The sequence below is a fragment of the Actinomadura sp. CNU-125 genome (assembly GCF_001942465.1).
Lineage (GTDB): Bacteria > Actinomycetota > Actinomycetes > Streptosporangiales > Streptosporangiaceae > Spirillospora.
This window is the reverse complement of the sequence record NZ_MKJY01000444.1, coordinates 75251-95572: the sequence shown is the minus strand read 5'-3', so window position 1 is coordinate 95572 and position 20322 is coordinate 75251. Positions and strand designations below refer to the sequence as shown.

At 70.4% G+C, this 20322-nt stretch carries 22 protein-coding genes; 9 read left to right on the top strand and 13 right to left on the bottom strand.

The window, feature by feature from the left end:
• Nucleotides 1-61: 61 nt before the first annotated feature.
• The 5 genes from BJF79_RS37060 to BJF79_RS37045 all read right to left on the bottom strand — a co-directional run bounded on the left by BJF79_RS37060 (nt 62) and on the right by BJF79_RS37045 (nt 4666).
• Nucleotides 62-1150 carry a ParB/RepB/Spo0J family partition protein gene (locus tag BJF79_RS37060; protein WP_075904410.1) on the bottom strand — a complete coding sequence of 363 codons (1089 nt, stop codon included), beginning with the start codon at nt 1148-1150 and terminating at the stop codon, nt 62-64.
• 219 nt (nt 1151-1369) lie between these two features.
• Entirely contained in the window at nt 1370-2296 is a 927-nt protein-coding gene (locus BJF79_RS37055) for a carboxymuconolactone decarboxylase family protein (RefSeq protein ID WP_143220736.1), read from the bottom strand.
• Nucleotides 2297-2424: 128 nt separating this feature from the next.
• Nucleotides 2425-3141 carry a GMC family oxidoreductase gene (locus tag BJF79_RS63480; RefSeq protein ID WP_262403126.1) on the bottom strand — a complete coding sequence of 239 codons (717 nt, stop codon included), beginning with the start codon at nt 3139-3141 and terminating at the stop codon, nt 2425-2427.
• Complete coding sequence (locus BJF79_RS63475) at nt 3135-4100, bottom strand: FAD-dependent oxidoreductase (RefSeq protein ID WP_262403125.1); 966 nt, start codon at nt 4098-4100, stop codon at nt 3135-3137. The genes BJF79_RS63480 and BJF79_RS63475 overlap by 7 nt, the downstream gene beginning before the upstream one ends.
• Nucleotides 4097-4666 (bottom strand): DUF5987 family protein, encoded by a 570-nt coding sequence (locus BJF79_RS37045; RefSeq protein ID WP_075904408.1) that lies wholly within the window; start codon nt 4664-4666, stop codon nt 4097-4099. Before BJF79_RS37045 ends, BJF79_RS63475 begins: the two co-directional genes overlap by 4 nt.
• Before the next feature lie 210 nt (nt 4667-4876).
• Here BJF79_RS37045 and BJF79_RS37040 point away from each other — a divergent pair, with 210 nt between their 5' ends.
• Complete coding sequence (locus BJF79_RS37040) at nt 4877-5533, top strand: ScbR family autoregulator-binding transcription factor (RefSeq protein WP_083734527.1); 657 nt, start codon at nt 4877-4879, stop codon at nt 5531-5533.
• 7 nt (nt 5534-5540) lie between these two features.
• On the opposite strand, the gene BJF79_RS37035 is transcribed toward BJF79_RS37040, so the two are convergent.
• Nucleotides 5541-6221: a TetR/AcrR family transcriptional regulator gene (locus BJF79_RS37035; RefSeq protein ID WP_075904405.1), complete on the bottom strand. Its 681-nt coding sequence runs from the start codon at nt 6219-6221 to the stop codon at nt 5541-5543.
• A 352-nt stretch (nt 6222-6573) separates the two neighbouring features.
• On the opposite strand from BJF79_RS37035, the gene BJF79_RS37030 reads away from it, so the two are divergent.
• Nucleotides 6574-8283 (top strand): MFS transporter, encoded by a 1710-nt coding sequence (locus tag BJF79_RS37030; protein WP_075904404.1) that lies wholly within the window; start codon nt 6574-6576, stop codon nt 8281-8283.
• Here BJF79_RS37030 and BJF79_RS37025 read toward each other — a convergent pair.
• The 5 genes from BJF79_RS37025 to BJF79_RS63470 all read right to left on the bottom strand — a co-directional run bounded on the left by BJF79_RS37025 (nt 8183) and on the right by BJF79_RS63470 (nt 11690).
• Nucleotides 8183-8527: a YciI family protein gene (locus BJF79_RS37025; protein WP_075904402.1), complete on the bottom strand. Its 345-nt coding sequence runs from the start codon at nt 8525-8527 to the stop codon at nt 8183-8185. The genes BJF79_RS37030 and BJF79_RS37025 overlap by 101 nt on opposite strands.
• Nucleotides 8528-8684: 157 nt before the next feature.
• Complete coding sequence (locus tag BJF79_RS37020; RefSeq protein ID WP_075904400.1) at nt 8685-9467, bottom strand: alpha/beta fold hydrolase; 783 nt, start codon at nt 9465-9467, stop codon at nt 8685-8687.
• A gap of 9 nt (nt 9468-9476) precedes the next feature.
• Nucleotides 9477-10511: a methyltransferase gene (locus BJF79_RS37015; RefSeq protein WP_075904398.1), complete on the bottom strand. Its 1035-nt coding sequence runs from the start codon at nt 10509-10511 to the stop codon at nt 9477-9479.
• A 115-nt stretch (nt 10512-10626) separates the two neighbouring features.
• Nucleotides 10627-11418 (bottom strand): VOC family protein, encoded by a 792-nt coding sequence (locus BJF79_RS37010; protein WP_262403132.1) that lies wholly within the window; start codon nt 11416-11418, stop codon nt 10627-10629.
• Nucleotides 11343-11690: a hypothetical protein gene (locus BJF79_RS63470; RefSeq protein WP_262403134.1), complete on the bottom strand. Its 348-nt coding sequence runs from the start codon at nt 11688-11690 to the stop codon at nt 11343-11345. Before BJF79_RS63470 ends, BJF79_RS37010 begins: the two co-directional genes overlap by 76 nt.
• A 329-nt stretch (nt 11691-12019) precedes the next feature.
• On the opposite strand from BJF79_RS63470, the gene BJF79_RS37005 reads away from it, so the two are divergent.
• Complete coding sequence (locus tag BJF79_RS37005) at nt 12020-12955, top strand: methyltransferase (RefSeq protein ID WP_262403124.1); 936 nt, start codon at nt 12020-12022, stop codon at nt 12953-12955.
• Nucleotides 12956-13067: 112 nt separating this feature from the next.
• Here BJF79_RS37005 and BJF79_RS37000 read toward each other — a convergent pair whose 3' ends face one another.
• On the bottom strand, nt 13068-14615 hold the full coding sequence (locus BJF79_RS37000) for a 4-hydroxyphenylacetate 3-hydroxylase family protein (protein ID WP_158079408.1): 1548 nt from the start codon (nt 14613-14615) through the stop codon (nt 13068-13070).
• Between the two features lie 343 nt (nt 14616-14958).
• Between BJF79_RS37000 and BJF79_RS36995 the strand changes: the two genes are divergently transcribed.
• Entirely contained in the window at nt 14959-15582 is a 624-nt protein-coding gene (locus BJF79_RS36995) for a DUF899 domain-containing protein (RefSeq protein ID WP_262403123.1), read from the top strand.
• A gap of 171 nt (nt 15583-15753) precedes the next feature.
• Here the strand turns inward: BJF79_RS36995 and BJF79_RS36990 are convergent, their stop codons facing one another.
• On the bottom strand, nt 15754-16554 hold the full coding sequence (locus BJF79_RS36990; protein ID WP_075904396.1) for an alpha/beta fold hydrolase: 801 nt from the start codon (nt 16552-16554) through the stop codon (nt 15754-15756).
• Between the two features lie 299 nt (nt 16555-16853).
• Here BJF79_RS36990 and BJF79_RS63465 point away from each other — a divergent pair, with 299 nt between their 5' ends.
• Genes BJF79_RS63465 through BJF79_RS36975 form a run of 5 tightly spaced genes read left to right on the top strand, consistent with a single transcriptional unit; the run spans nt 16854 to nt 20243 of the window.
• The gene (locus tag BJF79_RS63465; protein WP_262403122.1) at nt 16854-17729 is read left to right on the top strand and encodes an AMP-binding protein; all 876 of its coding nucleotides are present in this window, start codon (nt 16854-16856) and stop codon (nt 17727-17729) included.
• A complete protein-coding gene (locus tag BJF79_RS63460; RefSeq protein WP_262403121.1) occupies nt 17681-18586 on the top strand; it encodes a non-ribosomal peptide synthetase in 906 nt (301 codons plus the stop codon). Before BJF79_RS63465 ends, BJF79_RS63460 begins: the two co-directional genes overlap by 49 nt.
• 25 nt (nt 18587-18611) lie before the next feature.
• Nucleotides 18612-18839, top strand: coding sequence for an MbtH family protein (locus BJF79_RS36980; RefSeq protein WP_316043517.1), 228 nt, complete (start codon nt 18612-18614; stop codon nt 18837-18839).
• Between the two features lie 37 nt (nt 18840-18876).
• Entirely contained in the window at nt 18877-19281 is a 405-nt protein-coding gene (locus tag BJF79_RS63455; RefSeq protein WP_262403120.1) for a hypothetical protein, read from the top strand.
• Nucleotides 19239-20243: a condensation domain-containing protein gene (locus BJF79_RS36975; RefSeq protein WP_262403131.1), complete on the top strand. Its 1005-nt coding sequence runs from the start codon at nt 19239-19241 to the stop codon at nt 20241-20243. Before BJF79_RS63455 ends, BJF79_RS36975 begins: the two co-directional genes overlap by 43 nt.
• The last annotated feature ends 79 nt before the right edge of the window (nt 20244-20322 follow it).

The following is a 20322-nucleotide window of genomic DNA, read 5'->3' as shown; positions in this document are numbered from 1 at the left end:
CTCAAGGCGCGCGTCACGCGAATGTAACCCGGTGGAACGGCAGCGGTAATTGAAATGCCGCTTAGCGGTGGTCGAGCGCCTCGGCGAACCGCTCCCAGGCGGCCGCGGCCTCGCGGGCCAGGCCGGCGACGGCCTCCGCGCAGTGCGTCGGCACGGTGTCGGCCAGCCCGCTCCAGTCGCCCGCGTTCGCGAATTGGGCGTTCAGCATCCGCAGCAGTTCACGACCGTGCGCCGTGTGGCGCAGCGACGGGTCCTTCATCAGCCGGCGCATGACCTCCGGGCGGTCGGCGCACGCGAGGCCGCATTCGGCCGCCGTGCGCCAGACTTTCGCGGTGCCGGAGTCGGGCGACCATGCGGACGCGGGCCGGGCGGGGACCTCGGGCACCGCCGGCGCCTGCGGCACGGCACCCGACTCGGGCACGGCCGGAGACGGGGACGCGCCGGAGGACGCGCGCCCGCGGGGCAGCGGATCGCGCCCCTGCTGCAGGCGTTTGCGCACGTCCTGCGCGGTGGACGGGGAGATCTCCGCGGCCCTGGCTATTTCCCGCAGGGAGGCGTCCGGGTGTGCGGCGATGAACTCCGCGGCCAGCCGGCGTCCCCGCGCCTGGTCGACCGGCCACGAACGACCGTTCGCTCCGACCCGCCTGTCCGACCCCGCGAGTTGCGCGGTCGAACGCCGCAGCGACGCCACCGTCCGCGCGCCCAGCCCCGTCCGTTCGGCCACCACCCTGTCCGACAGCTGCGGCTGCGCGGCCATGATGCGGACGGCCGCGGCCCGGCGGTCGGCGTGCGTCAGCGGCAGGCCGTGCGCGACGTTCATCTCGACCCCGCGGGCGAACGCCTCGGTCGCGCTGCCGTCGAAGAAGGTGACCTCGATGTCCTCCTCGCCGCGCAGCATCGCCGCCCGCAGCCGGTGCATCCCATCGATCACCCGCATTACCTGGCGGTGCACCAGAATGGGCGGCAACGGCGTCCCCACCTCGGTGAGGCGAAGAATGTGGTCCCTGTCCTCACCTTCGAGCCGGGCGGAGTCAGCCGGCAGCAGCGACCGGATCGCGATGGAATAGACGCCTTCCCCCTGGCCCGCGGTACCGCCCCCTGCTTCGGCGTTCCCGGAACCGGGACAACGTGAAACGGCGCCGCCCTCCATCGTTGCCCTCCACCTCGATCGAAATGGCTACAAAAGATGGTGCCAGTCGACAGAGCAAGCGCGGAGTTGACCGCGCCCCCATTGATCCGTCGGCGGTCTCCACTGCTCAATACAAACCGACGAACCGGTTTTCTTCAAGCCTTGACTTCAAGCCCGGCCGCATTCGACGCAACACCGGTTCGTCTCCGGTGAACCTGGGAGAACCTCTGAGTGGACCATTCACCTGGCGTTATTCGGCAGGGCACCGATCCGTCGGGCGGCCGTCAAAGCCGCCCACGCGGTCAGCTCGACCAGCGCCCGGTCGCCGGGATCGGTCCGGCGGAAGGCCGTCACGTCGGCCACGCCGACCCGGTAGGAGGCGAACGCGGTGAGCAACGCAAGTCGGCCCGCGGGGCGCTGGTCGTCGGGCAGGCCCCGCACCGCCTCGTCGACCCAGCCGCGCCCGAGGCCGGGCGGCCCGCCGTCCCAGCGAGCCAGCCGGTCCGCGACCAGCTCGCGGACGGGCTCGGGCACGGTGCGGCGGCCCGCCGCCTCGACGGCGGCCGCCGCGCGCGCGAAGGCCGCGGCGACGAACCGGTCGCCGCGTGCCCAGGCGAGGTCGTCGGGCAGGGACGCCTCCGGCAGCAGGTCCAATGCGGCACCGGGCTCGGGACCGGCCACCGACGACTCGCGCATGATCCGCCCGAGCAGGGACATCATGGGCCGGCGAACCGGGACGGGCACCTCCGCCGGAACGGGCGAGTCGGCCAGGAACACGTTGACCATGCGGTTGAGGTAGTGGAACGTGACCGCCACCCCCAGGAACCGCGGTACGTGCTCCTCATCGAACGGGACGGGGGTCCGCTCCTCGTCGGTCCGCCCGATGCCGAGAGCCCAGGAGACGATCCGTTCCCGGCGCGGGCCGTCCGCCGGAGCCGGGGCACGGCGGGAGGTCTGCGCGCCCAGCGCCGCCTCGTGCACCGCCGTGCAGTAAGGGCACGAGTTCGCGTGTGACACCGCGGCCGCGATCGCCTCCCGGTCCGGTCGTCCGGCCGGGTCCCCGGCCACCAGCGTCTCGCGGAGCATCATCCACGCGGCGGCCGTCGTCCCGGGTGCGGGGGAGTGCAGCGCCACCGGCGGCGCGAGCATTCCGAAGTCCCGTTCCATCTGGGAGTAGACGGCGGCGACGACGCCGTCGGCGGCCGCGGCCGGACCGGCGAGACGTACCTGATCTGGCCGAGCGACCTGCCGAGCGCGCGCTGGAGCATTCTGCTCGTCACCGGGTCTCCAAGCCGCTAGCCGCGGACCAGGCCGGGGACGAGCGGAGCCGCCGCCCGGCGGGCGCTGGTGGCGCCCTCGGGGGAAGGCGCCCCGTACCGGACGTCGACGCCCCGCTCCCGTGCGGCCTGCACGATCCCCGGCATCGCGCGCTCGGCGAGCGCGGCGATGGTGAACGCGGGATTGACGGTGAGCGCGCCCGGGACCGCGGACCCGTCGGTGACGAAGATGCCCGGATGCCCGCGCAGTTCGTGCCGGTCGTCCAGCGCGGAGGTGGCCGGGTCGTCGCCGATCCGGCAGGACGCCAGGGGATGCACCGTGTAGGCGCCCACCAGGTCGTTGGTCCACGGCAGCACCTGCGCGAGACCGTCGCGTTCCAGGATGTCCTTCACCTCGGCGTCGGACTCCATCCAGCCCCGGAGGGTGTTCGCGGACGGGGCGTACCGCAGCGCTCCCCGTCCGAGCATCTGCTGGGAGATCCTGGTGGCGTTCCCGGTGGGAGGCGGCGGGCCGAACACGCCCTCGTTGTCGTCCTCGCTCATGGTGAAGACGGTCAGCCAGGACTGCCAGCGGCTCAGCATCTCCTTCTTCTCCGGGCCGAACCAGGCGGGGCGGCCGTCCGCGCCCGGGACCTGCGCGAGGATGGTGCCGAAGCCCGGCGGGAAGTAGAGCTGCTCCAGGGTGAAGCGGGAGTACTCGGGCAGCGCGGGATCGAGCCGGTCCCAGCTCACCACGCAGGGTCCCTTGCCGATCTGCGAGGCCGCGTACGCCTCGCCTCCCCGGTCCAGACCGAGGACCGTCCGGATCTTCTCCTCGTCGAAGACGCCGTGTTGAGCCGTTCGCCGTTGCCGGAGAAGTACCGGCCGACGGCGGGCGGCATCGGGCCGAGCGCGTGTTCCGAGCGCTGCAGGATCACCGGCGTCGCGCCGGCGCCGGCCGCCACGACCACGAGCCGGGCGTCGAGCGTGCCTCCGCCCGCGGTGATCCGGTAGTCCTCATCGTCGATCACGTTGTAGTGCACCCGGTAGCCGCCGTCGTCCGTGCGGGACAGGTGCTGCACCTCGTGCAGCGGCCTGATCTCGGCGCCGTGGGCCACCGCCGCGGGCAGGTAGTTGAGGAGCAGCGACCGCTTGGCGTCGAACCGGCAGCCCGCCATCATCCAGTTGCAGTTGGTGCACAGTTCACGGTCGATGGCGGCCGGTGCCGGGTTCGCGGTGCGGCCGGCGTGCGCGCAGGCCGCCGCGAACAGCCCGCCCGAGTAGGTGACGTCGTTCCAGTCCTGCCTGATGATGGGCAGGGCCTCGGCGACCCGGTCGTACCAGGGCTCCAGCGCGTCGCGGTCGATCGCGGCGGGCCACATGCGGCGCCCGATGTTCCCGGCCCGCTCGAACACGAACCGCGGGGCGCGCGGCATCGCGGCGAAGTAGACGACGCTGCCGCCCCCGACGCAGTTGCCGCCGAGCACGCTCATCCCGTCGCCCACCACGAAGTCGAAGATCCGTGTGTAGGAGGAGCCGAGCAGGAAGTCGTGCTCGAACTCATCGCTGGCCACCCAGGGACCGCGTTCGAGCAGGACCACCTTCGCTCCGCCCGCGGCCAGGTGGTAAGCGGCGATCGCGCCGCCGAACCCGCTGCCGATGACCACGACGTCGGTCTTCTCGGGGGTCGCGCCTCCGCGTTCCGTGCCGCTCACGCCAGGCTCCCGTTGTCCGCCGTGTCAGGGTGGAGCCGGGCCAGCTCGCGCCGGTACGAGAACTCCGGGAAGCGCCACAACCCGTCCTCGTCCGGCGACGCGAACCGCATGGTCGCCAGCCCCGGATGTCCGGCGGCGATCGCGTCGGTGGTCCGCATGTGCGCACCGGTGTCGAAGGCCATGATGCTGAACAGCGCCAGAAGCACCCACAGTTCCTTCTCCGGATGCCCCGGGGACGTGAGCGAGCGGACCAGCGCCGCGCGATCGGCGTATTCCAGCGCGACGAACGGCGGGACGGAGGCGTCCAAGGTCAGGTCGTGCTCGGCCGCGTAGCGGGTGGCGTGCCCGTCGAGCGCGTCGGTGTATCCGTCGAGCCCGTCGGTGATCCCGGTGGCGGGGGTCCGGAGAAGTTCCAGCGCGCCCGCCGCCACGGCGCCCGGACCGGGAGCGGCGCCCACCACCGCCCGATCGCCGGGCGTGCGTCTCTCACCCGGGACGATGGTGTCCGCGAACGCCTCCAGGGTCATCGTCCTGCCGTCCCGCCCGGTCGGATCCGCCGATTCCATGCGAACCTCCCACTTCCACCCAGCGTCCAATTCAGGTAAATCATCCGGTTCCCCGGACGGCGACCGCATCTCTGAAATTGCCGCCGAGTAATTGACGGGTCAAGCACGCTGGCCGTACAATGGCGAACCACCCTCAAAACTTCACGAACACGCTTCCTTGCCTCCATTACGTCTGGCTTGCAGAACCGAACTGGATGTGGTCGGTAGCCGATGCAGGAACGAGCACAGCGCACTCGCGAGGCCATCATGCGGGCGGCGGCCGCCGCCTTCGAGGTCAACGGATACGGCGCGACGCGACTCCAGGACATCACCGCTCGCGAGGACGTCAGCAAGGGGGCGTTGTACTTTCATTTCTCCGCCAAGGAGGCGCTGGCCGCCGCCATCGTCGGGGAGTACTCCGGGCTCTGGGAACGGCTGACCGACCGGCTCCGTCCGCGCCACCCCCGCGCGGTCGAGCTGCTGATCGAGCTTTCTTGGGCGGTGGGCGCGGCCTTCCGGGACGATGTGATGGCCAGGGCCGGCATCCGCCTGGTACTGGAGACCCGGTTGTACGAATCCCGGACACCGCCGCCCTACGAGCGTTGGACCGCCTGCATCGAGGAGATGCTGGAGGAGGCCGCCCGGCAGGACGACCTGGCGCCCGGCGTCGACGTCGCGAACGTCGCGTGGTTCATGGTGGCCTCGTTCACCGGGCTCCAGCAGGTCGCGATGGCGGACGGCGGACCGGGGGCGTCGCCCGACGAGTGCGTCGCCGCGATGTGGCGCTGCATGCTGCCCGGCCTGGTCCGCTCCGATCGGCTCCCCGGCCTGGTCGCCCTCCTCGACGAGAGAGTGCGGACGTCGCCGCCCGCGCCCGTCCGGGGGTGAACCGCCGCTACAGCAGGCCTTCGGCGTCTCGCCCCGGCCCGAACTCGGCTTCGAAGCGGACACGGGAGGCCTGCACCGACTCCCGCGCGGCCCGCTCGTCGTCGCCCACGCCGACCATCAGCGCGGCCAGTTGCGCCTCGAAGCAGCGGTCGGCGTCGAAGGGATCCGCGAGGTAGCCACCGAGTTCGAGGCTCACCAGGCCGTGCACGGCGATCCACATGTGGTTGGCGACCAGGTCGGCGTCGTCCCAGCGGAACCGGCCCGTCGTGACGCAGCGCTTCGCGCAGTGCGCCACCTTGACCAGCGTGTACCGGCCGTACAACCGGTCGGACTCCGACAGCGAGAACACCGGGAGCGAGGACGCACCGAACATCACGCTGTACAGGTGCGGGTTCACCATCGCGTTGTGCCGGTACGCCCGGCCGAACAGTGCCATGTCGGCCACCGGGTCCGCGGAGTCGGGCACCCGCGCGAAGTACTCCTCCAGCCTGGCGAAGCCCACGTGGACGATCTCGCGCACCAGGCCGCTCATCCCGCCGAAGTGTGTGTACACCAGCATCGTCGAACGCCCCGTCTCCTGCGCGACCCGCCGCGCGGTGAGCGCACGGGGCCCCTCCTCGTGCATCAGGCGGGCGGCGATCTCGACCATCGCGGGACGCACGCCGGGATCGGAGCGACGCGGGCTCATCGACGGTCCCTCGCCTTCGCGTGTTCCACCACGACCTCCCCTACCGCCGGCGGCCGAAGAAGCTGATCAACAAGGCGAGGGTAGCGGAGCGAGGTCGGCGGCTTCTGCTTCGAGGATGCTTACCCGCACGGGTCGGACGAGCCCGTGCAGGGACCGCCGGCCGCGGGCGCGCCGGCCCGGCACCGCGATCCCATTTCCCTTTTATTGCATATTGCTCGATATGACCCCAATGCCCCATCAAGCCTATTTTGGTTAGCATAATGCTGTTATTTTCACCGCCATGACAACACATCGTCCCCCGCCGGACCCCTCACATCACGAATTCGGCGGAACCGACGCCCGCCGCCGCCCCGTGGCGTTCTGGCTCGGCACCGTCCTGGTCACGGTGGGAACGGTTCTGCACCTCCCGATGTACGTCGAGGCCGCCGAGATGCATTACCGCATGGCGGGCATGAAGATGGACGCGGCAATGCTCGCCGGCATGGGGCTCATCGTCATCGGATCGGTGGTGGCGGCCTGGGGCCTCGTGCCACGGCGCGCCGTTCACGAGCGGGCGGCTCTGCTGAAGGTCCGCGCGCTCGACGACGCGGGGATCGGCGCGACCCATGTCGGCCTGCTGCTCGTGCTGGCGGCCGCGGTGACCATCGACGTGATGAAGCCGACCACGCTGGCGTTCGTGGCACCGGGAGTCGCCGAGGAGTACGGTCTCCGTTCCCCTGGTCATCCGGACGGCGGCGTCCCGGTCGCTCTGCTGCCGCTGAGCGGCATCACCGGGACGGTGCTCGGGTCGCTGATCTGGGGCTGGCTGGGAGACCGGATGGGGCGCCGCGCGGCGATGCTGCTGGCCGGGATCCTGTTCGTCGGCACATCGGTCTGCGGCACCATGCCCAGCTTCTGGTGGAACGTCATCATGTGCTTCGTCATGGGGCTGAGCGCGGGCGGAATGCTGCCGGTCGCCTTCACCCTCCTGTCGGAGACCATCCCGGCACGCCACCGAGGCTGGCTGATGGTCCTCATCGGCGGCGACGTCGCGGGCGCATACGTGCTGACCAGCTGGGCGTCCGAGGCGCTCACCCCCACCTACGGCTGGCGCGTCCTGTGGCTGATCGGCATCCCCACCGGTGTGCTGTTCATCTTCCTGGCGCGCTGGGTGCCCGAGTCCCCTCGCTACCTGCTCTCGGTCGGCAAGGAGGACGAAGCACGGAAGGTGCTGGCCCGCTACCACGCCGAGATCGTAAGCATCGACCGGTCGGAACTGGCCGCAGAGGAGACGGTGGGCAGCCGTTACTCGCAGCTGCTGCGGCAGCCCTTCCTCGGCCTGACCGCCGTGCTCGCGCTGCTCGGGGCCGGCATCGGCCTGATGCTGTACGGCTTCCAGATGTGGCTGCCCAGCAACCTCCGCCAGCTCGGCTACGACGGCGTGAGCGCCGACCGCGTTCTGCGCGACTCCGCGCTGATCGGCTTCCCGCTCAACCTCGCGGTCGCCTATCTGTACCACCGTTCCACCCGGTGGACCCTCATCGGCCTGAGCGCGCTGGTCACCGCGGCGCTGCTGGTGTTCACCGTCCTCGGGGACTCCGTCGCCGAGAACAGGGTCGTCCTGCACGCGCTCCTGGTGATCCCCATCTGGGGCTCCAGCTCGGTCGTCGCGGTTCTGTCGGCCTACGCCGCGGAGGTCTATCCGACCCGGATCCGCTCACGCGGCGGCGGGCTGGCGGCGGGAATGACCAAGGCGGGGGGCGTCCTGATCCTCGCGACGGTCGCGGCGGCCGTCGCGACTCCCTCGCTGCGGGCGACCGCGGCGATCGGTGCGGCGCCCATGGCACTGGCGACGGCGGCGGCGATCGTCGTCGCCGTCGAGACGCGACGCCGCAGCCTGGAGGACATCACGGTCGGCGAACTCGGCGGGGCCTGCCGGGGCCGACCGGCAGGACCGCCCGATGACGGCGGCGGGCGCCGGGTCAGGGCTGCCAGACGGGTCGGATCTCGACCTGACCGATCTGCGCCCAGGGGTGGCTGGCGGCCACTTCGATGGCGCCGTCCAGATCCGGGCACTCGATGAGGCTGAAACCGCCGATCTGGTCCTTCGTCTCGGCGAAGGGGCCGTCCGACAGCAGCACCTGCTCCTGGCGGACGCGCAGCGTGGTGGAGTCGCTGACCGGCTGCAGTCCCTCCCTGCTGAGGAGGATCCCGCGCCGCTGCATCTCGGCCGCCCACTCGTCGCAGCCGGCCATCGCGGTCGACTCCTCCTCGTCGGGTTCGAGTCCGGAAGCCTGGTCGCTGCAGAACATCAGCATGTACTTCATGGCGCCTCCCGTGCCGGTCCCCGACCGGGCCGGGAACACACCGGACAAGGGTCTCCAGCCCCCGCCGGAACAGTCAACCCGTGCAGACGATCATGCCGCGGGACGCCGCAGGCGGCGTCCCGCGGCAGGGCTCGCGCCCTCGCCCGGGCCGGACGGCTCAGTCCGCGAAGAACTCTTCGAGCAGCGGGCCGACCACCTCGGCGTCCAGGTTGTGGTTCTGCCCCTCCAGGGAGTGACAGCGGGCGTTGGGCAGCGCGTCCGCCAGCACCTTGACCGAGTCGACCTGCCACTGCGGGCTGGCCAGGCCGCGGACGGCCAGCGTGGGCAGGGCGATCCGGTCCAACAGGTCCTGCACGGGAATCGAGTTGTCGCGCGCGATCTCCACGTCGTAGCGCAGCGACGGGGCCATGCCGATCAGCGCCCCCCACATCGGGGACTGCTGGAACTTCACCAGAACCTCGGGCGGCAGCCCGACCGTCCGGGTGAGGAAGTGGGCGACGGCGTCGCCCGGGCGGTCGTTGTCCAGATGGTCGGCCAGTTCCGTCCGGAACTCCTCGTTCAGCCGGAGCGGGTTCTCCCCGACGATGTACGGCGGCTCGTACAGGGCGAGCTTCGTGACGGCCGATCCCCGCGCCACGGCCTCCAGTGCGAGCATGCCGCCGGTGCAGTTGGCGAACAGCATCGCGGAACCGCCGGCTTCGGCGATCAGCGCATCGAGGTCGTCGACCTCATCGTCGATCCGGTACGGCAGCGTGATGCCGCTGGCTCCCCGCCCTCGGCGGTCGTAGTTGTACACGGTGAACCGGCGGGCCAGCGCCTCGGCGACCGGCGCGGTGATCTGCCTGTCGTTCAGGGCGCCGCCCATCACGATGAGCGGCGGCCCCTCCCCTTGTCGGTCGTACGCCAGAACGGTCCCGTCCTTGGACACCAGGTTCTGCATGGGATCTCCTCACTGGATCGGCCGGGCCTCGATGATGGGCAGGCTCTTGGTCGAGATGACGCGCACCAGTTCCAGATCCGCGGCGCCGAGCACCCGCTCGATCTGCTCGCGGGTCCGCCCGCCGCCTCCGCTCATGGTCAGCAGCAGCAGGTCGTACAGCTTCCCCCAGTCGAAGTCGTTGCCGGGGACCACGACCGGCTCGATGACGAGCACGCGGCCGTCCGGGCGCATCGCGGCCCGCACCAGCCGCAGGACGGCCACCGCCTGCTCGTCGTCCATGCTGTACATGACGCGTTTGAGGACGTAACCGCCCGCGCCCTCGGGCACCGAGCGCCGGTAGTCGCCGCCCACCACCGCGCAACGGCCCGCCACCCCGTGCTCGGTGAGGACCGGGTCCGCCCCCGCCACCACGTGCGGCTGGTCGAACACCGTGCCGGCCAGCCCCGGATGCGCGGCGAGGATCGCCGCCGCGAACGCCCCGTTGCCGCCGCCGACGTCGACGACGCTGCCGAGGGAGGCCCAGTCGTATGCGGGGATGAGCGCCCTGATCTCCCGGCGGGTGACCGCGCGTTGGGAAGCGTCGAAGCGCGCGCTCTCCTCGGGATGCTCGGCGAAGTACTCCCATGCGCCCTTGCCGTTCGCCTCGTCGAAGGCCGGTTCCCCGGTACGGAGGCTGTGGGCGAGCAGGGCCCATGCCCGGACGTCCGGGGCCAGCAGCGGATAGGCGTCGCGCAGGGACTGGGGGTGGTCCCCGCGCAGCGGCTCGGCCAGCGGCGTCATCCCGAACACCCCCGGGCCGGTCTCGGTGAAGACGTCCTTGGTGGCGAGCACCCGCATCGCGCGGTACAGGGACGGGGCGTGCGTGCCGGTCAGCTCGGCCAGTTCGTCGATCGTCCGCGGGCCGTCCGCCAGATGGTCGGCTATCCGCAGGTCGCACACGGCGCGCAGGGTGAACGGCACGATGTAGTCGGCCATCTCGTTCAGGCGCCGCAGGGCCTGGACGTCATTGGCCGGGCCGGAGGCCACCTGGCTAGGAACGGTCATCTGGGCTCCCCGCTGGTCGTCGGAATCTCGCGGCCGTCTGTGCCGCGTCCAGCGTCCGTCACGGCTCCGCCGGGGGCATCTCCCGTCATGCGCCGTGCCGTCCTGCCGTCCACCGCTACAGGCGGTCGCCGGCGGTCCGCTGCACTTCGATCGCCTCGTACAGCGCCTTGATGTTGCCGCCGCCGAAGGTACGGGCACCGAACCGCTCGATGAGCTCGAAGAAGAAGGTGCTCCGCGGGTGAACGGACCGGGCGAAGATCTGGTAGAGCTGCCCGTCGTGGTCCTGGTCGGCGAGGACGTTCAGCCGCCGCAGCTCGTCGATCGTGTGCCGGGAGAGGCGCAGCCGCTCCGGCAGCCGGTCGTAGTACGCGCCCGGCGTCGGCAGGAATTCCACCCCGCGGGAGGCGATCGTCGCCACGGCGTGCACGATGTCGGCGGCGCTGAAGGCGAGGTGCTGCACGCCCGACCCGCCGTGCTGCTTGAGGAACTCGTCGATCTGCCCCGGCTCGAGGGAAACGTCGGGCTCCAGCAGCGTCAGCGTGACGGCGCCGTTGCCGCTCTGCACGACCTTGGACTCCATCGCCTGGGCCCCGATCGAGATGCGCTCCTCGAAGACCAGGTCGAAGCCCAGAACGGCCCGGTACATCTCGACGGTCGGCCCCAGCGCACCCGCCTCGAGGCACACCGCGACGTGATCGAGCGCCGTCAGGCCGGGGCCCGCACCGGAACGGGCCGGCGGCACCGGCGTGGGCCGGCCTCCGGACCGCTGCACGAACGTGTGCGTCACGTCCCCGAAGCCCATGATCGTCGCGGTCGTGGTCCCGGCCCGCGTCACGGGGGGCGAGACGGGGCGAGCGCCGCGCCGGACGGCCAGGTCGTAGGCGGCCGCGGCGTCGGCGACCCGCAGCGCGATGTCGGCCGCCCCGTCGCCGTGCTCGTCCAGGTAGGCGCTCCGGGATGGTCGTCCGCCAGCGGCTGGACGAGCGACAGCCGGATCGAGCCCTGGCCGAGCAGCGCCGAGCGCGCCTCGGTCTTGGCCGACGCGGAGAGCACTTCGAAGCCGTAACCCGCGGCAAGCCGTTCCCTGGCCGCCACCAGGTCGCCGACGAAGAACCTGACATGGTCCACGGCCACGTTCGCGAAGGGGTCCTTGTCCGCCGTCATCGTGTCCACCGTCATCACGTGTCACATCTCCAGGTATGGGCGGCACCGAGAACCGGTCCGTCCGGTGCGTCGGCTTCAACGGAGGCGCGGACGCCGCGCCCGGGGACCGCCAGGTCCGCCACGACCGTCGCGACGGGGGCGGTCGAGCGGTCCGGCCCACCCAGCCGGCGCGGCGCGCGATTCGACCGTCACATCGGCGCGATCGCGGCGGCAACTCCGGTAGTGCTGTCAGGGCCCTACCGAGCATTCGGCGAGATGCGGGACACGGAGGACGCGAACGATGCTCGGCTGTGCGAAGACGTGCCCTGGTCAGGGCACCCGCCTGATCGGCAGAGGAGAAGTGGATGACCGGCAGCGGCGACGTCACCCTGAGAGAAGCCGATTACCTGCGCCTGCTGAGTTTCGGCACGACCGCGTTCGAGTTGCTGCACACGGGTCTGGAACTGGAACTGTTCGAGCGCGTGGAGGAGGCGGACGGCCTGGACGTGCCGGGAGCGGCCGCCGCGCTGGGGATCGAGGAGCAGCCCGCCCGCATCCTGCTGCTGGGCCTGACGTCACTGTCCCTCCTTGAGAAGCGGGACTCCCGGTACGTCAACACCGAGATGACCAGGCGCCGACTGCTGCGTTCCGGCACCAGGTACCTCGGTTCCTTCGTCCGGCTCCAGGGACGGGTCATGAACGCCGGCCTGACCGACCTCGGCGAGTCGCTACGAAGGAACACCAACGTCGGCCTGCGCTCCCTGAGCGGCACCGGGACGACGCTGTACGAGCGGCTGTCCGGGCACCCGGAGCTGCAGGAGGTCTTCTACACGAACATGGGCGAGGTCTCGGCGGCCGTCTTCGACAACGTCCTCAACGGCTACGACTTCACCAAGGTGCGGCACGTCATCGATCTCGGCGGGGGAGACGGGACCAGCGCGCTGGAACTCGCGCGCCGGTTCCCGGACCTCCACGTGACCGTCTACGACCACGCGAGCCTCGAACGGATCGTGCGGGAACGGGTCGCGGGCACCGGCGTGGAGGACCGGGTGCACTTCCACCCCGGTGACCTGTTCCACGACCCGCTGCCCTCCGGGGCCGACGCGATCATGTACTTCCACATCTTCGAGATCTGGTCCCTGGAGCGCAACGCCGCCCTCCTGCGCAAGTGCCGGGACGCGCTGACCGACGGCGGCGTGTGCCTGGTCTACAACTTCGTTTCCGACGCGCCGGCACCGGGCCGCTGCGCGCGGGGCTCCTGTCGCCGTACTTCCTCAGCCTGGCCTCCGGCGAGGGCATGATCTACTCCGCCGCCGACATGGAGCGCACCGTGCTCGCCGCCGGTTTCGACGCCTCCGAGCGTCACGAGAACCTCGGGTTCGGCCACACCCTCGTCGTCGGCCGCAAATAGCGCTAGAGGCCGAGGTCGCGCAGGTTGGGCAGGTCCCCGAAGGAGCCGAGGTCGGGGACCGTCCAGCCGTCGAGGTCGTACTCGGCCATGCACTCGGCGACGAAGTCCTTGTACGCCTCGACCTGGCCCGAGACCATCTGCGACACCATGAGCTCGACCCGGGTGTTCTCGTGGTTGCCGGAGTAGTTGCGCTCGTAGAGTTCGTGCCGGCCGCCGAACTCGGTGCCGACCGCGTCCCACAGCAGCTTCATGAGTTTGACCCGCTCCACCGCGTCGCTGCCGTCGGATCCGCGCAGGAACCGGTCGAGGTAGGGACGGATGGCGGGGTTCCGGAAGTCGGCGCCGCTGGAGTTGACGTAGATGAGACCGCTCGCGACGTCCTGCAGCACGATCTCCCTGACCCGCGGGTAGCCGATCTGCATGAACCAGCGATAGGCCATGCCGTACTGGGGGTTGGGCAGGACGGCCCCGTTGCGCCACTCGATCGGGTTGCGCGCGGCCGCGTCCGACAGCGCCCAGAACAGGTTGCGCCAGGCCAGGATCTCGCCGAGCCGCGTCTGCACGCCGCGGAAGTCGATCGTGCCGGCCAGTTCCAGCGCCCTCGCCACCAGCCCGGCGATGAACTCCAGCTTCACCGCGAGCCGCGTGCATCCCTGGAACATGGCACGCTCGTTGAACCCGGAGTACCCGGTGAACATCTGGGCCTTGCCGATGTCACCGTAGACGAAGACGTTCTCCCAGGGGACGAGCACCTCGTCCAGGATCAGGATGCTGTCGTTCTCGTCCAGCCGGGACGACAGCGGATAGTCGAACGGGCTTCCCGTCACCGCCGCGGCGGCGCTGTACGAAGGGCGGCAGATCAGCTTCATCCCCGGCGCGTCCATCGGCACGGTGGCCACCAGCGCGAACCGCTTCTCCTTGACGGGCAGCCCCCAGGAGGCGATGAAGTTGTAGTGGGTGAGCGCCGACCCGGTCGCAACGACCTTCGCGCCGCTGACGACGACCCCCGCGTCGGTCTCCCGCTCCACGTGCACGTAGACGTCCGCCACCTCTTCCGGGGGCCGGTTGCGGTCGACCGGCGGGTGGACGAGCGCATGGTTCCAGAAAAGGACCTTCTCCTGAGACTCCTTGTACCAGCGGCGGGCGTTGTCGGAGAACGGCTCGTAGAAGTCGGCGTTCGCTCCGAGCGTGCCGAGGAACGACGCCTTGTAGTCGGGGCTGCGCCCCATCCAGCCGTAGCTCATCCGGGACCACTCGGCGATGGCCCGCTGGGCGGCCACCAGGTCCTCGGCGCTGCGCGGAGTGGTGAAGAAGCGGTGCGTGTAGCCGGCTCCGCCGGTGTCGGTGGGCGCGGTGAGCACCTCGCGCTTCGCCGGGTCGTGCAGGGCGTCGTAAAGGCGGGCGACCATGCGGGCGGGATTGCGGAAGGCCGGGTGCGCGGTGACGTTCCCGACCCGGTCGCCGTACAGGTAGATCTCCCGGTCGTCGCGCAGGCTCTCGATGTACTCGTCACCGGTCATCGGGCGGGTGGAGTGCGTGCTCTCGGGCATGGATCCCTCTTCCGGTGGTGGTGCGCGGACCGGCGTGCTCCGGTGACCGTGGTACCGGCGAGCCGACGGCCGCAGCATATATTCGACCCTTTTCCGTGAACTTCTTCTCATTTGCTCGATAGTATTTTTCAGTCACTTGAACAGCGCTTCGGGAATTTTGCGGCACCACGCGGCCGCCCGTTCCCGGGCGAGGCAATCTAGAACAAGACGCCGCATGCGGCCGGAACTACCCTTGATGTGGGATTACCGCACGGGCACCGGCCCGTGGGCCGCCCGTCCGGCGGTCCCCGAACACCCCCTTGGAGGTCGCCTTGCGCCCACCGGAAGCGGTGACACGAGAGGAATGGCTGAAAGCCGCCTGGAGCATTACGCGAAGGAGGAAGAACTCCTCCGCGTGCGGGACTCGCTGAGCGCGGAGCGACGTGAACTTCCGTGGGTCAAGATGGACCGCGAGTACGTCTTCCAGGCACCGGACGGCGAGCGGACGCTCCTCGACCTGTTCGACGGCAGGAAACAGCTCATCGTCTACCACTTCATGCTTCCGTCCATGACGGGCGGGAAGTTCTGCGTGTCCTGCTCGTTCTGGATCGACAACATCGGCCATCTCGCGCACTTCCACGCGCGCGACACCTCTGTGGTTGTGGACTGCCCGGTACCCCTGGACGATATCCTCGCCCACAAGGAACGAATGGGCTGGACGCTCCCCTTCGTCTCCTCCGCCGGAACCGACTTTTACAGCGATCTGCATTTCACCTCTCCGGACGGCAAGGTGATGATGCCGGGGATCAGCGTCTTCGCGCGCGACGGCGAAAGCGTCTACCACACCTACTCGACGCTGGAGTACGGCGGCGAGATGCTCAACGGGACCTACCACTACCTCGACCTGACGCCCCTCGGCCGGCAGGAGGAGGGACTCGCCTGGAAACACGACTGGGTCCACTACCACGACGAGTACGAGTTCTCGTAGGAAGCGGCCGCCGGGACGCGTCCCGCCGCTCGACGGGACGCGTCCCGGCCCTCGTCCAGGCACCTCACCGGTCCCGGGCACAGCGAACGGGCACCATGGACCGGTACACGGCCATGGAACCGGGGCCGCCCGCCTGCTGGCCGACGGGCGGTCCCGGAGTCGGCTGCTCGTTCATTCCCCGGCCGGAGCCGGCAGGGCGGCGAAGAACTCCTTCATGACGGGCGCCAGCGCCTCCGGCGCCAGGACGTGGTCGTGACCTTCGAGGGTGACGCGCCGGCCTCCCGGCAGGGACTCGGCGAGGACGCGAACCGACTCCCTCGCCCAGGAGTTGCTGTTCCCGCCGTCCACGACCAGGGTCGGCACCTTGATCGAGGCGATCCAGTCGGCGGGGGGCATGACGCTGTCGCCGAGCACGGCCGCGTCATTGTCGAGCGAGGGGGCGAGATCGGCGAGCGCCGGCCACATCGGCGAGCCGCGCACCATCGAGATCTGCTCGTCGGGGAGCACGGCGTCGAATCGCATGAAGAATTCGACCGCGTCCTCCTTCCGGCCGGAAGCGAGCAGGGCGGCGAGCCGCTCACCGTAATCCGGCGGGCGGTAACGTGTGCCGGGCACGATGTACGGCGGTTCGAACATCGCCAGCCCGGCGATATCGAGACCCGCCGCGACCGCCTGCAGGGCCAGTACCCCGCCCGAGCAGTTCCCGAACACCAGTGCCGAACCGCCGGCCGCCGCGATGACGCCGTCGAGGTCCTCGAGTTCCCGCTCGACGGAGTAGGGATCGGTGTTCCCGCTCGCTCCACGACCGCGCCGGTCATAGGCGTACACCGTGAAATCGTTCTTGAGCTGGGCCGCGAGCGGAAGAGTGGTGGAAAGGTCGTTGAGCGCCCCCTCGACCAGGATCAGTGGCGGCCCTTCTCCGACCTTGTCGTAGGCGATGAATGTGCCGTCCTTCGAAGATGTGCTGTACATGGGTTCTACTGGGTACCCGCTCATGAATGTTCCAGTTCCTCGTCGACGCACGTTCCGCGTTATACGGAATAAGCGTGGTCACCATGCCCGGCGGCCGCATCTTCCGCCATGCGGATTCGGCAGGGCCGTCGGATCGCGACGAGTCGGTTCAGCAACCGAAGAGATGGCCGCCGCCCGAACGCGATGCATTCTGGATTCCCGGCTGCCGTCCTGCGGAACGCACCTCCGGGTGCTCTGCGACACCGATGGGAGATCTGATGTCCTCGACGAGTTCCATTCAGCGGCTTTTCGCGGACCGGGTGGCTCGGGCTCCCGACGCGACCGCGGTGGTCTCCGGCGAGAACAGATACACCTACCGGGAACTGGACGACCGGGCGAACCGGCTCGCGCACCGGCTGCTCGAACTGGGCGCGGGGCCGGAAATCCCGGTCGCGGTACTGATGGAGCGCTCCGCCGAACTCGTCGTCGCGACGCTCGCCGTGCTGAAGACCGGGAGCTTCTACGTGCCGATGCACACGGCGCATCCGCCCGACCGGCATCGGCGCATCGCGGACCAGGTCGGCAGCCCGCTGCTGCTCGTCGACGAGCACACGCGGGCGCGCGGCGCTCTGCCGGAGACGTGCCGGGTCGTTCTGGTGGACGCCGACGAGCCGGCCCCGCCGTCACCGGTGCCCGACCCGATGGTCGAGACGTCGGCGGCGAATCTGGCCTACGTCATGTACACGTCGGGTTCCACGGGCGAGCCCAAAGGCATCGCGGTCACCCACCGCGATGCCCTCGGTCTCGCGCTCGACCCGTGCTGGGACGGCGGGGCCCACGAGCGCGTCCTCATGGTCGCGCCGTACGCCTTCGGCATGTCCACCTACGAGTTGTGGGTCCCGCTCCTGCGCGGCGGCCTGATCGTCGCGGCCCCGCCGGGAGATCTCGACATGGCGGTCCTGCACCGCCTGATCGTGGAGGAGGCGGTCACGGTCGTGCACCTGACCGCCGGGCTGTTCCGGGTCGTCGCGGAGGAGAATCCGGCGGTGCTAGCCCCCTTGCGGGAGGTGATGACCGGCGGAGACGTGATCTCGCCCGGCGCCGTGCGCGTGTGTTCGAGGCGTGCCCCGGCATCGTCGTCCGGGCGATGTACGGGCAGACGGAGACCACTCTGTTCGCCACGCACTCGCCGATGATCGCCCCCTTCCGCGCCGGGACCAGCGTGCCGATCGGCCGTCCCATGCACGGGATGCGGGCCTACATCCTGGACGAGCGGCTGCGGCCGGTCCGGGAGGGTGCGATCGGCGAGCTGTACATGGCTGGACTGGGCGTGGCTCGCGGGTATCTCGGCCGTCCGGACCTGACGGCGGAACGGTTCGTCCCCGACCTGTTCGGCGGCCCCGGAGAGCGGATGTTCCGCACCGGCGACCTCGCTCGCTGGACCCCGGACGGCCTCGTCGACTTCGTCGGACGCGCCGACCAGCAGGTGAAGATCCGAGGATTCCGGGTCGAGCCGGCCGAGGTGGAGGCGGCGCTGGCCGGTTTCCCCGGCCTGGCGCACGTCGCCGTCGCGGCGCACGGCGCCCGGGACGGCGAGAAGCGGCTCGCCGCGTACGTCGTCCCGGAGTCGGCGGGAGTGGACGTCGCGGCTCTGGAGTCCCACATGATCGGCCTCCTACCGGACTACGCCCTCCCGTCGTCGTACACGGTCCTGGACGCCCTGCCCCTGACTCTCAACGGGAAGCTGGACCGGGACGCGCTCCCGGTTCCCGACCCCGATCGGCGACCCGCGGCGCGCCGACCGCGCAACGCGACCGAGCAGGCCCTCTGCTCGATCTTCCAGAGCGTCCTGGACGTGCCGTCCGTGGGCATCGACGACAGTTTCTTCGAACTGTCCGGCCAGTCGATGCAGGCCATCCGGCTGACGATGCGGATCGAGCAGGAACTCGGCACCCGGCCCGACGTCTCCGACCTTTACGACAACCCGACTCCGGCCCTGCTGGCCCGGCGGCTGGAAATGCTCGTGGCGGCGCACACGGGCGATTCCGCGTGATCCGCACCGACCGAGGACTATGCCGATGAATCCGTTCGACGACGAGGAAGGCTCGTTCCTCGTGCTCGCCAACGACGAGGGCCAGCACTCGCTCTGGCCGACCGGCGTGACGCCGGAGGCCGGCGTGCCTCCGGCGGGCTGGCACCTCGTGCACGGCCCCGGCACCCGCGTGGCCTGCCTGGAGTACGTGCGCGCGAACTGGACCGACATCAGGCCGCGCTCGCTCGCGGCCCGCATGGCCGCGAGCGGCTGAGGCCGCGCCGCAAACCCACGGAACTTCACACGGAGGCATGATCACCATGAGCGACGCCCAGGCGACGGAGACGCGGAGCGGCCTTTCGGACGTCCCGCTCTCCTTCACGCAGGAGTTCCTGACCATGTTCAGCAGTGGCGGGGACACCGGTTCGTTCGGGCCGAGGTACCACGTCGTCAGGGGGCTGCGCCTGCACGGCGAGCTCGACCTCGGGCTGCTGCGCGGCGCTCTCGACGACGTCGTGGCGCGCCACGAGTCGTTGCGCACCCTGATGTACCAGGACGGTGACTCCTGGCGCCAGGAGATCCAGCCGCCGAGCAGCCCGGCGCTGCTGGTCCGGGACCTCCCGGAGACGGCACCGCGTCCCGCGAGCGGGCGGCGGAGGAGTTCCTCAACGGGCTGGAGGACACCGAGTTCGGCTCACGGGAGATCCCCCACATGAGAGCCGTGCTCGGACGGTTCGACGAGCGCGACGCGGTGCTGGCCCTCCAGGCCCACCATGTGGCCATCGACGGGTGGTCGATGCAGCTGATCATGCGAGACCTGGTCACCGCGTACTCGGCGCGCGCGGGGCGGGGCGCCGCCCCGGCCGACGTCGCCCAGTACCGCGAGTACTCGGCATGGCAGAAGGCGGACCTCGGCGAGGAGTCGCTGGCGGCGGCCCGCGAGTACTGGCGCGCGAAGCTCCACGGGGCGCGGATGCTCGGGGTGCCGGTCGGACGGCGGCGGCCGGAGGACGCGACGCCCGTCTTCGCGGTGCACCGCTTCGTGTTCGACGCCGAGCTGACCAGCGCCCTCCTGACCGCGGCGCGCAACGGCCGCTCGTCGCCGTTCATGGTGCTGCTGGCCGCCTACAACCTGCTTCTGCGCGACACGACCGGGGACGCCGACATCGTCATCCCGACGATCACGTTCGGCCGCGGTCATCCCCGGTTCGACGACACGGTCGGCCCGTTCTTCAACTTCGTCCCCCTGCGGACCGACCTCACGGGATGCGAGACCGTCCGGGACGTGCTGGCCCGCACCCGCGCGACGTGCATCGAAGCGCAGACCCACGAGATTCCGTTCGCCCACATCCTGGCGGAGGCGCCCGAGCTGATGGAGACGTTCGGGGACGACGGCGTCGCGGTGTGCGCCTTCCAGGCGTTCCAGAACGGGCCCAACGGCGGCCGGATGGGAAGTGTGGAGTACACCGAGCTGCGCCGCAGGGTGCTCTTCCAGTCCACCGGGTCGGACATCCCGGACGGTGCGCTGTGGACCATGGAGATCGACCCGTCCGGTGAGATCTTCGGCTGCGTGCGCTACGACCGCAACGAGTTCGACCAGTCCGGCCCCGCCGGTCTGGTCGAGCGATTCGAGCGGTTGCTCAGGCGCGTGGTCACCACCCCGGACTCGGCCGTCTGACGCGGTCCCGTACGACGTGGGAGACCCGATGGTCGATGCGGCTCCGTCCGTGCGGGCGCCGGGGCGCGGCGCGGAACCC

Excerpts from the sequence above, each read along its gene's own strand:
- BJF79_RS37060 (WP_075904410.1), bottom strand. The coding sequence starts at position 1,150 with ATGGAGGGCGGCGCCGTTTCACGTTGTCCCGGTTCCGGGAACGCCGAA.
- BJF79_RS37055 (WP_143220736.1), bottom strand. The coding sequence starts at position 2,296 with ATGGAACGGGACTTCGGAATGCTCGCGCCGCCGGTGGCGCTGCACTCC.
- BJF79_RS37045 (WP_075904408.1), bottom strand. The coding sequence starts at position 4,666 with ATGGAATCGGCGGATCCGACCGGGCGGGACGGCAGGACGATGACCCTG.
- BJF79_RS37040 (WP_083734527.1), top strand. The coding sequence starts at position 4,877 with ATGCAGGAACGAGCACAGCGCACTCGCGAGGCCATCATGCGGGCGGCG.
- BJF79_RS37035 (WP_075904405.1), bottom strand. The coding sequence starts at position 6,221 with ATGAGCCCGCGTCGCTCCGATCCCGGCGTGCGTCCCGCGATGGTCGAG.
- BJF79_RS37025 (WP_075904402.1), bottom strand. The coding sequence starts at position 8,527 with ATGAAGTACATGCTGATGTTCTGCAGCGACCAGGCTTCCGGACTCGAA.
- BJF79_RS37020 (WP_075904400.1), bottom strand. The coding sequence starts at position 9,467 with ATGCAGAACCTGGTGTCCAAGGACGGGACCGTTCTGGCGTACGACCGA.
- BJF79_RS37015 (WP_075904398.1), bottom strand. The coding sequence starts at position 10,511 with ATGACCGTTCCTAGCCAGGTGGCCTCCGGCCCGGCCAATGACGTCCAG.
- BJF79_RS63470 (WP_262403134.1), bottom strand. The coding sequence starts at position 11,690 with ATGACGGTGGACACGATGACGGCGGACAAGGACCCCTTCGCGAACGTG.
- BJF79_RS37005 (WP_262403124.1), top strand. The coding sequence starts at position 12,020 with ATGACCGGCAGCGGCGACGTCACCCTGAGAGAAGCCGATTACCTGCGC.
- BJF79_RS37000 (WP_158079408.1), bottom strand. The coding sequence starts at position 14,615 with ATGCCCGAGAGCACGCACTCCACCCGCCCGATGACCGGTGACGAGTAC.
- BJF79_RS36995 (WP_262403123.1), top strand. The coding sequence starts at position 14,959 with ATGGCTGAAAGCCGCCTGGAGCATTACGCGAAGGAGGAAGAACTCCTC.
- BJF79_RS36990 (WP_075904396.1), bottom strand. The coding sequence starts at position 16,554 with ATGTACAGCACATCTTCGAAGGACGGCACATTCATCGCCTACGACAAG.
- BJF79_RS63460 (WP_262403121.1), top strand. The coding sequence starts at position 17,681 with ATGTACGGGCAGACGGAGACCACTCTGTTCGCCACGCACTCGCCGATG.
- BJF79_RS36980 (WP_316043517.1), top strand. The coding sequence starts at position 18,612 with ATGAATCCGTTCGACGACGAGGAAGGCTCGTTCCTCGTGCTCGCCAAC.
- BJF79_RS63455 (WP_262403120.1), top strand. The coding sequence starts at position 18,877 with ATGATCACCATGAGCGACGCCCAGGCGACGGAGACGCGGAGCGGCCTT.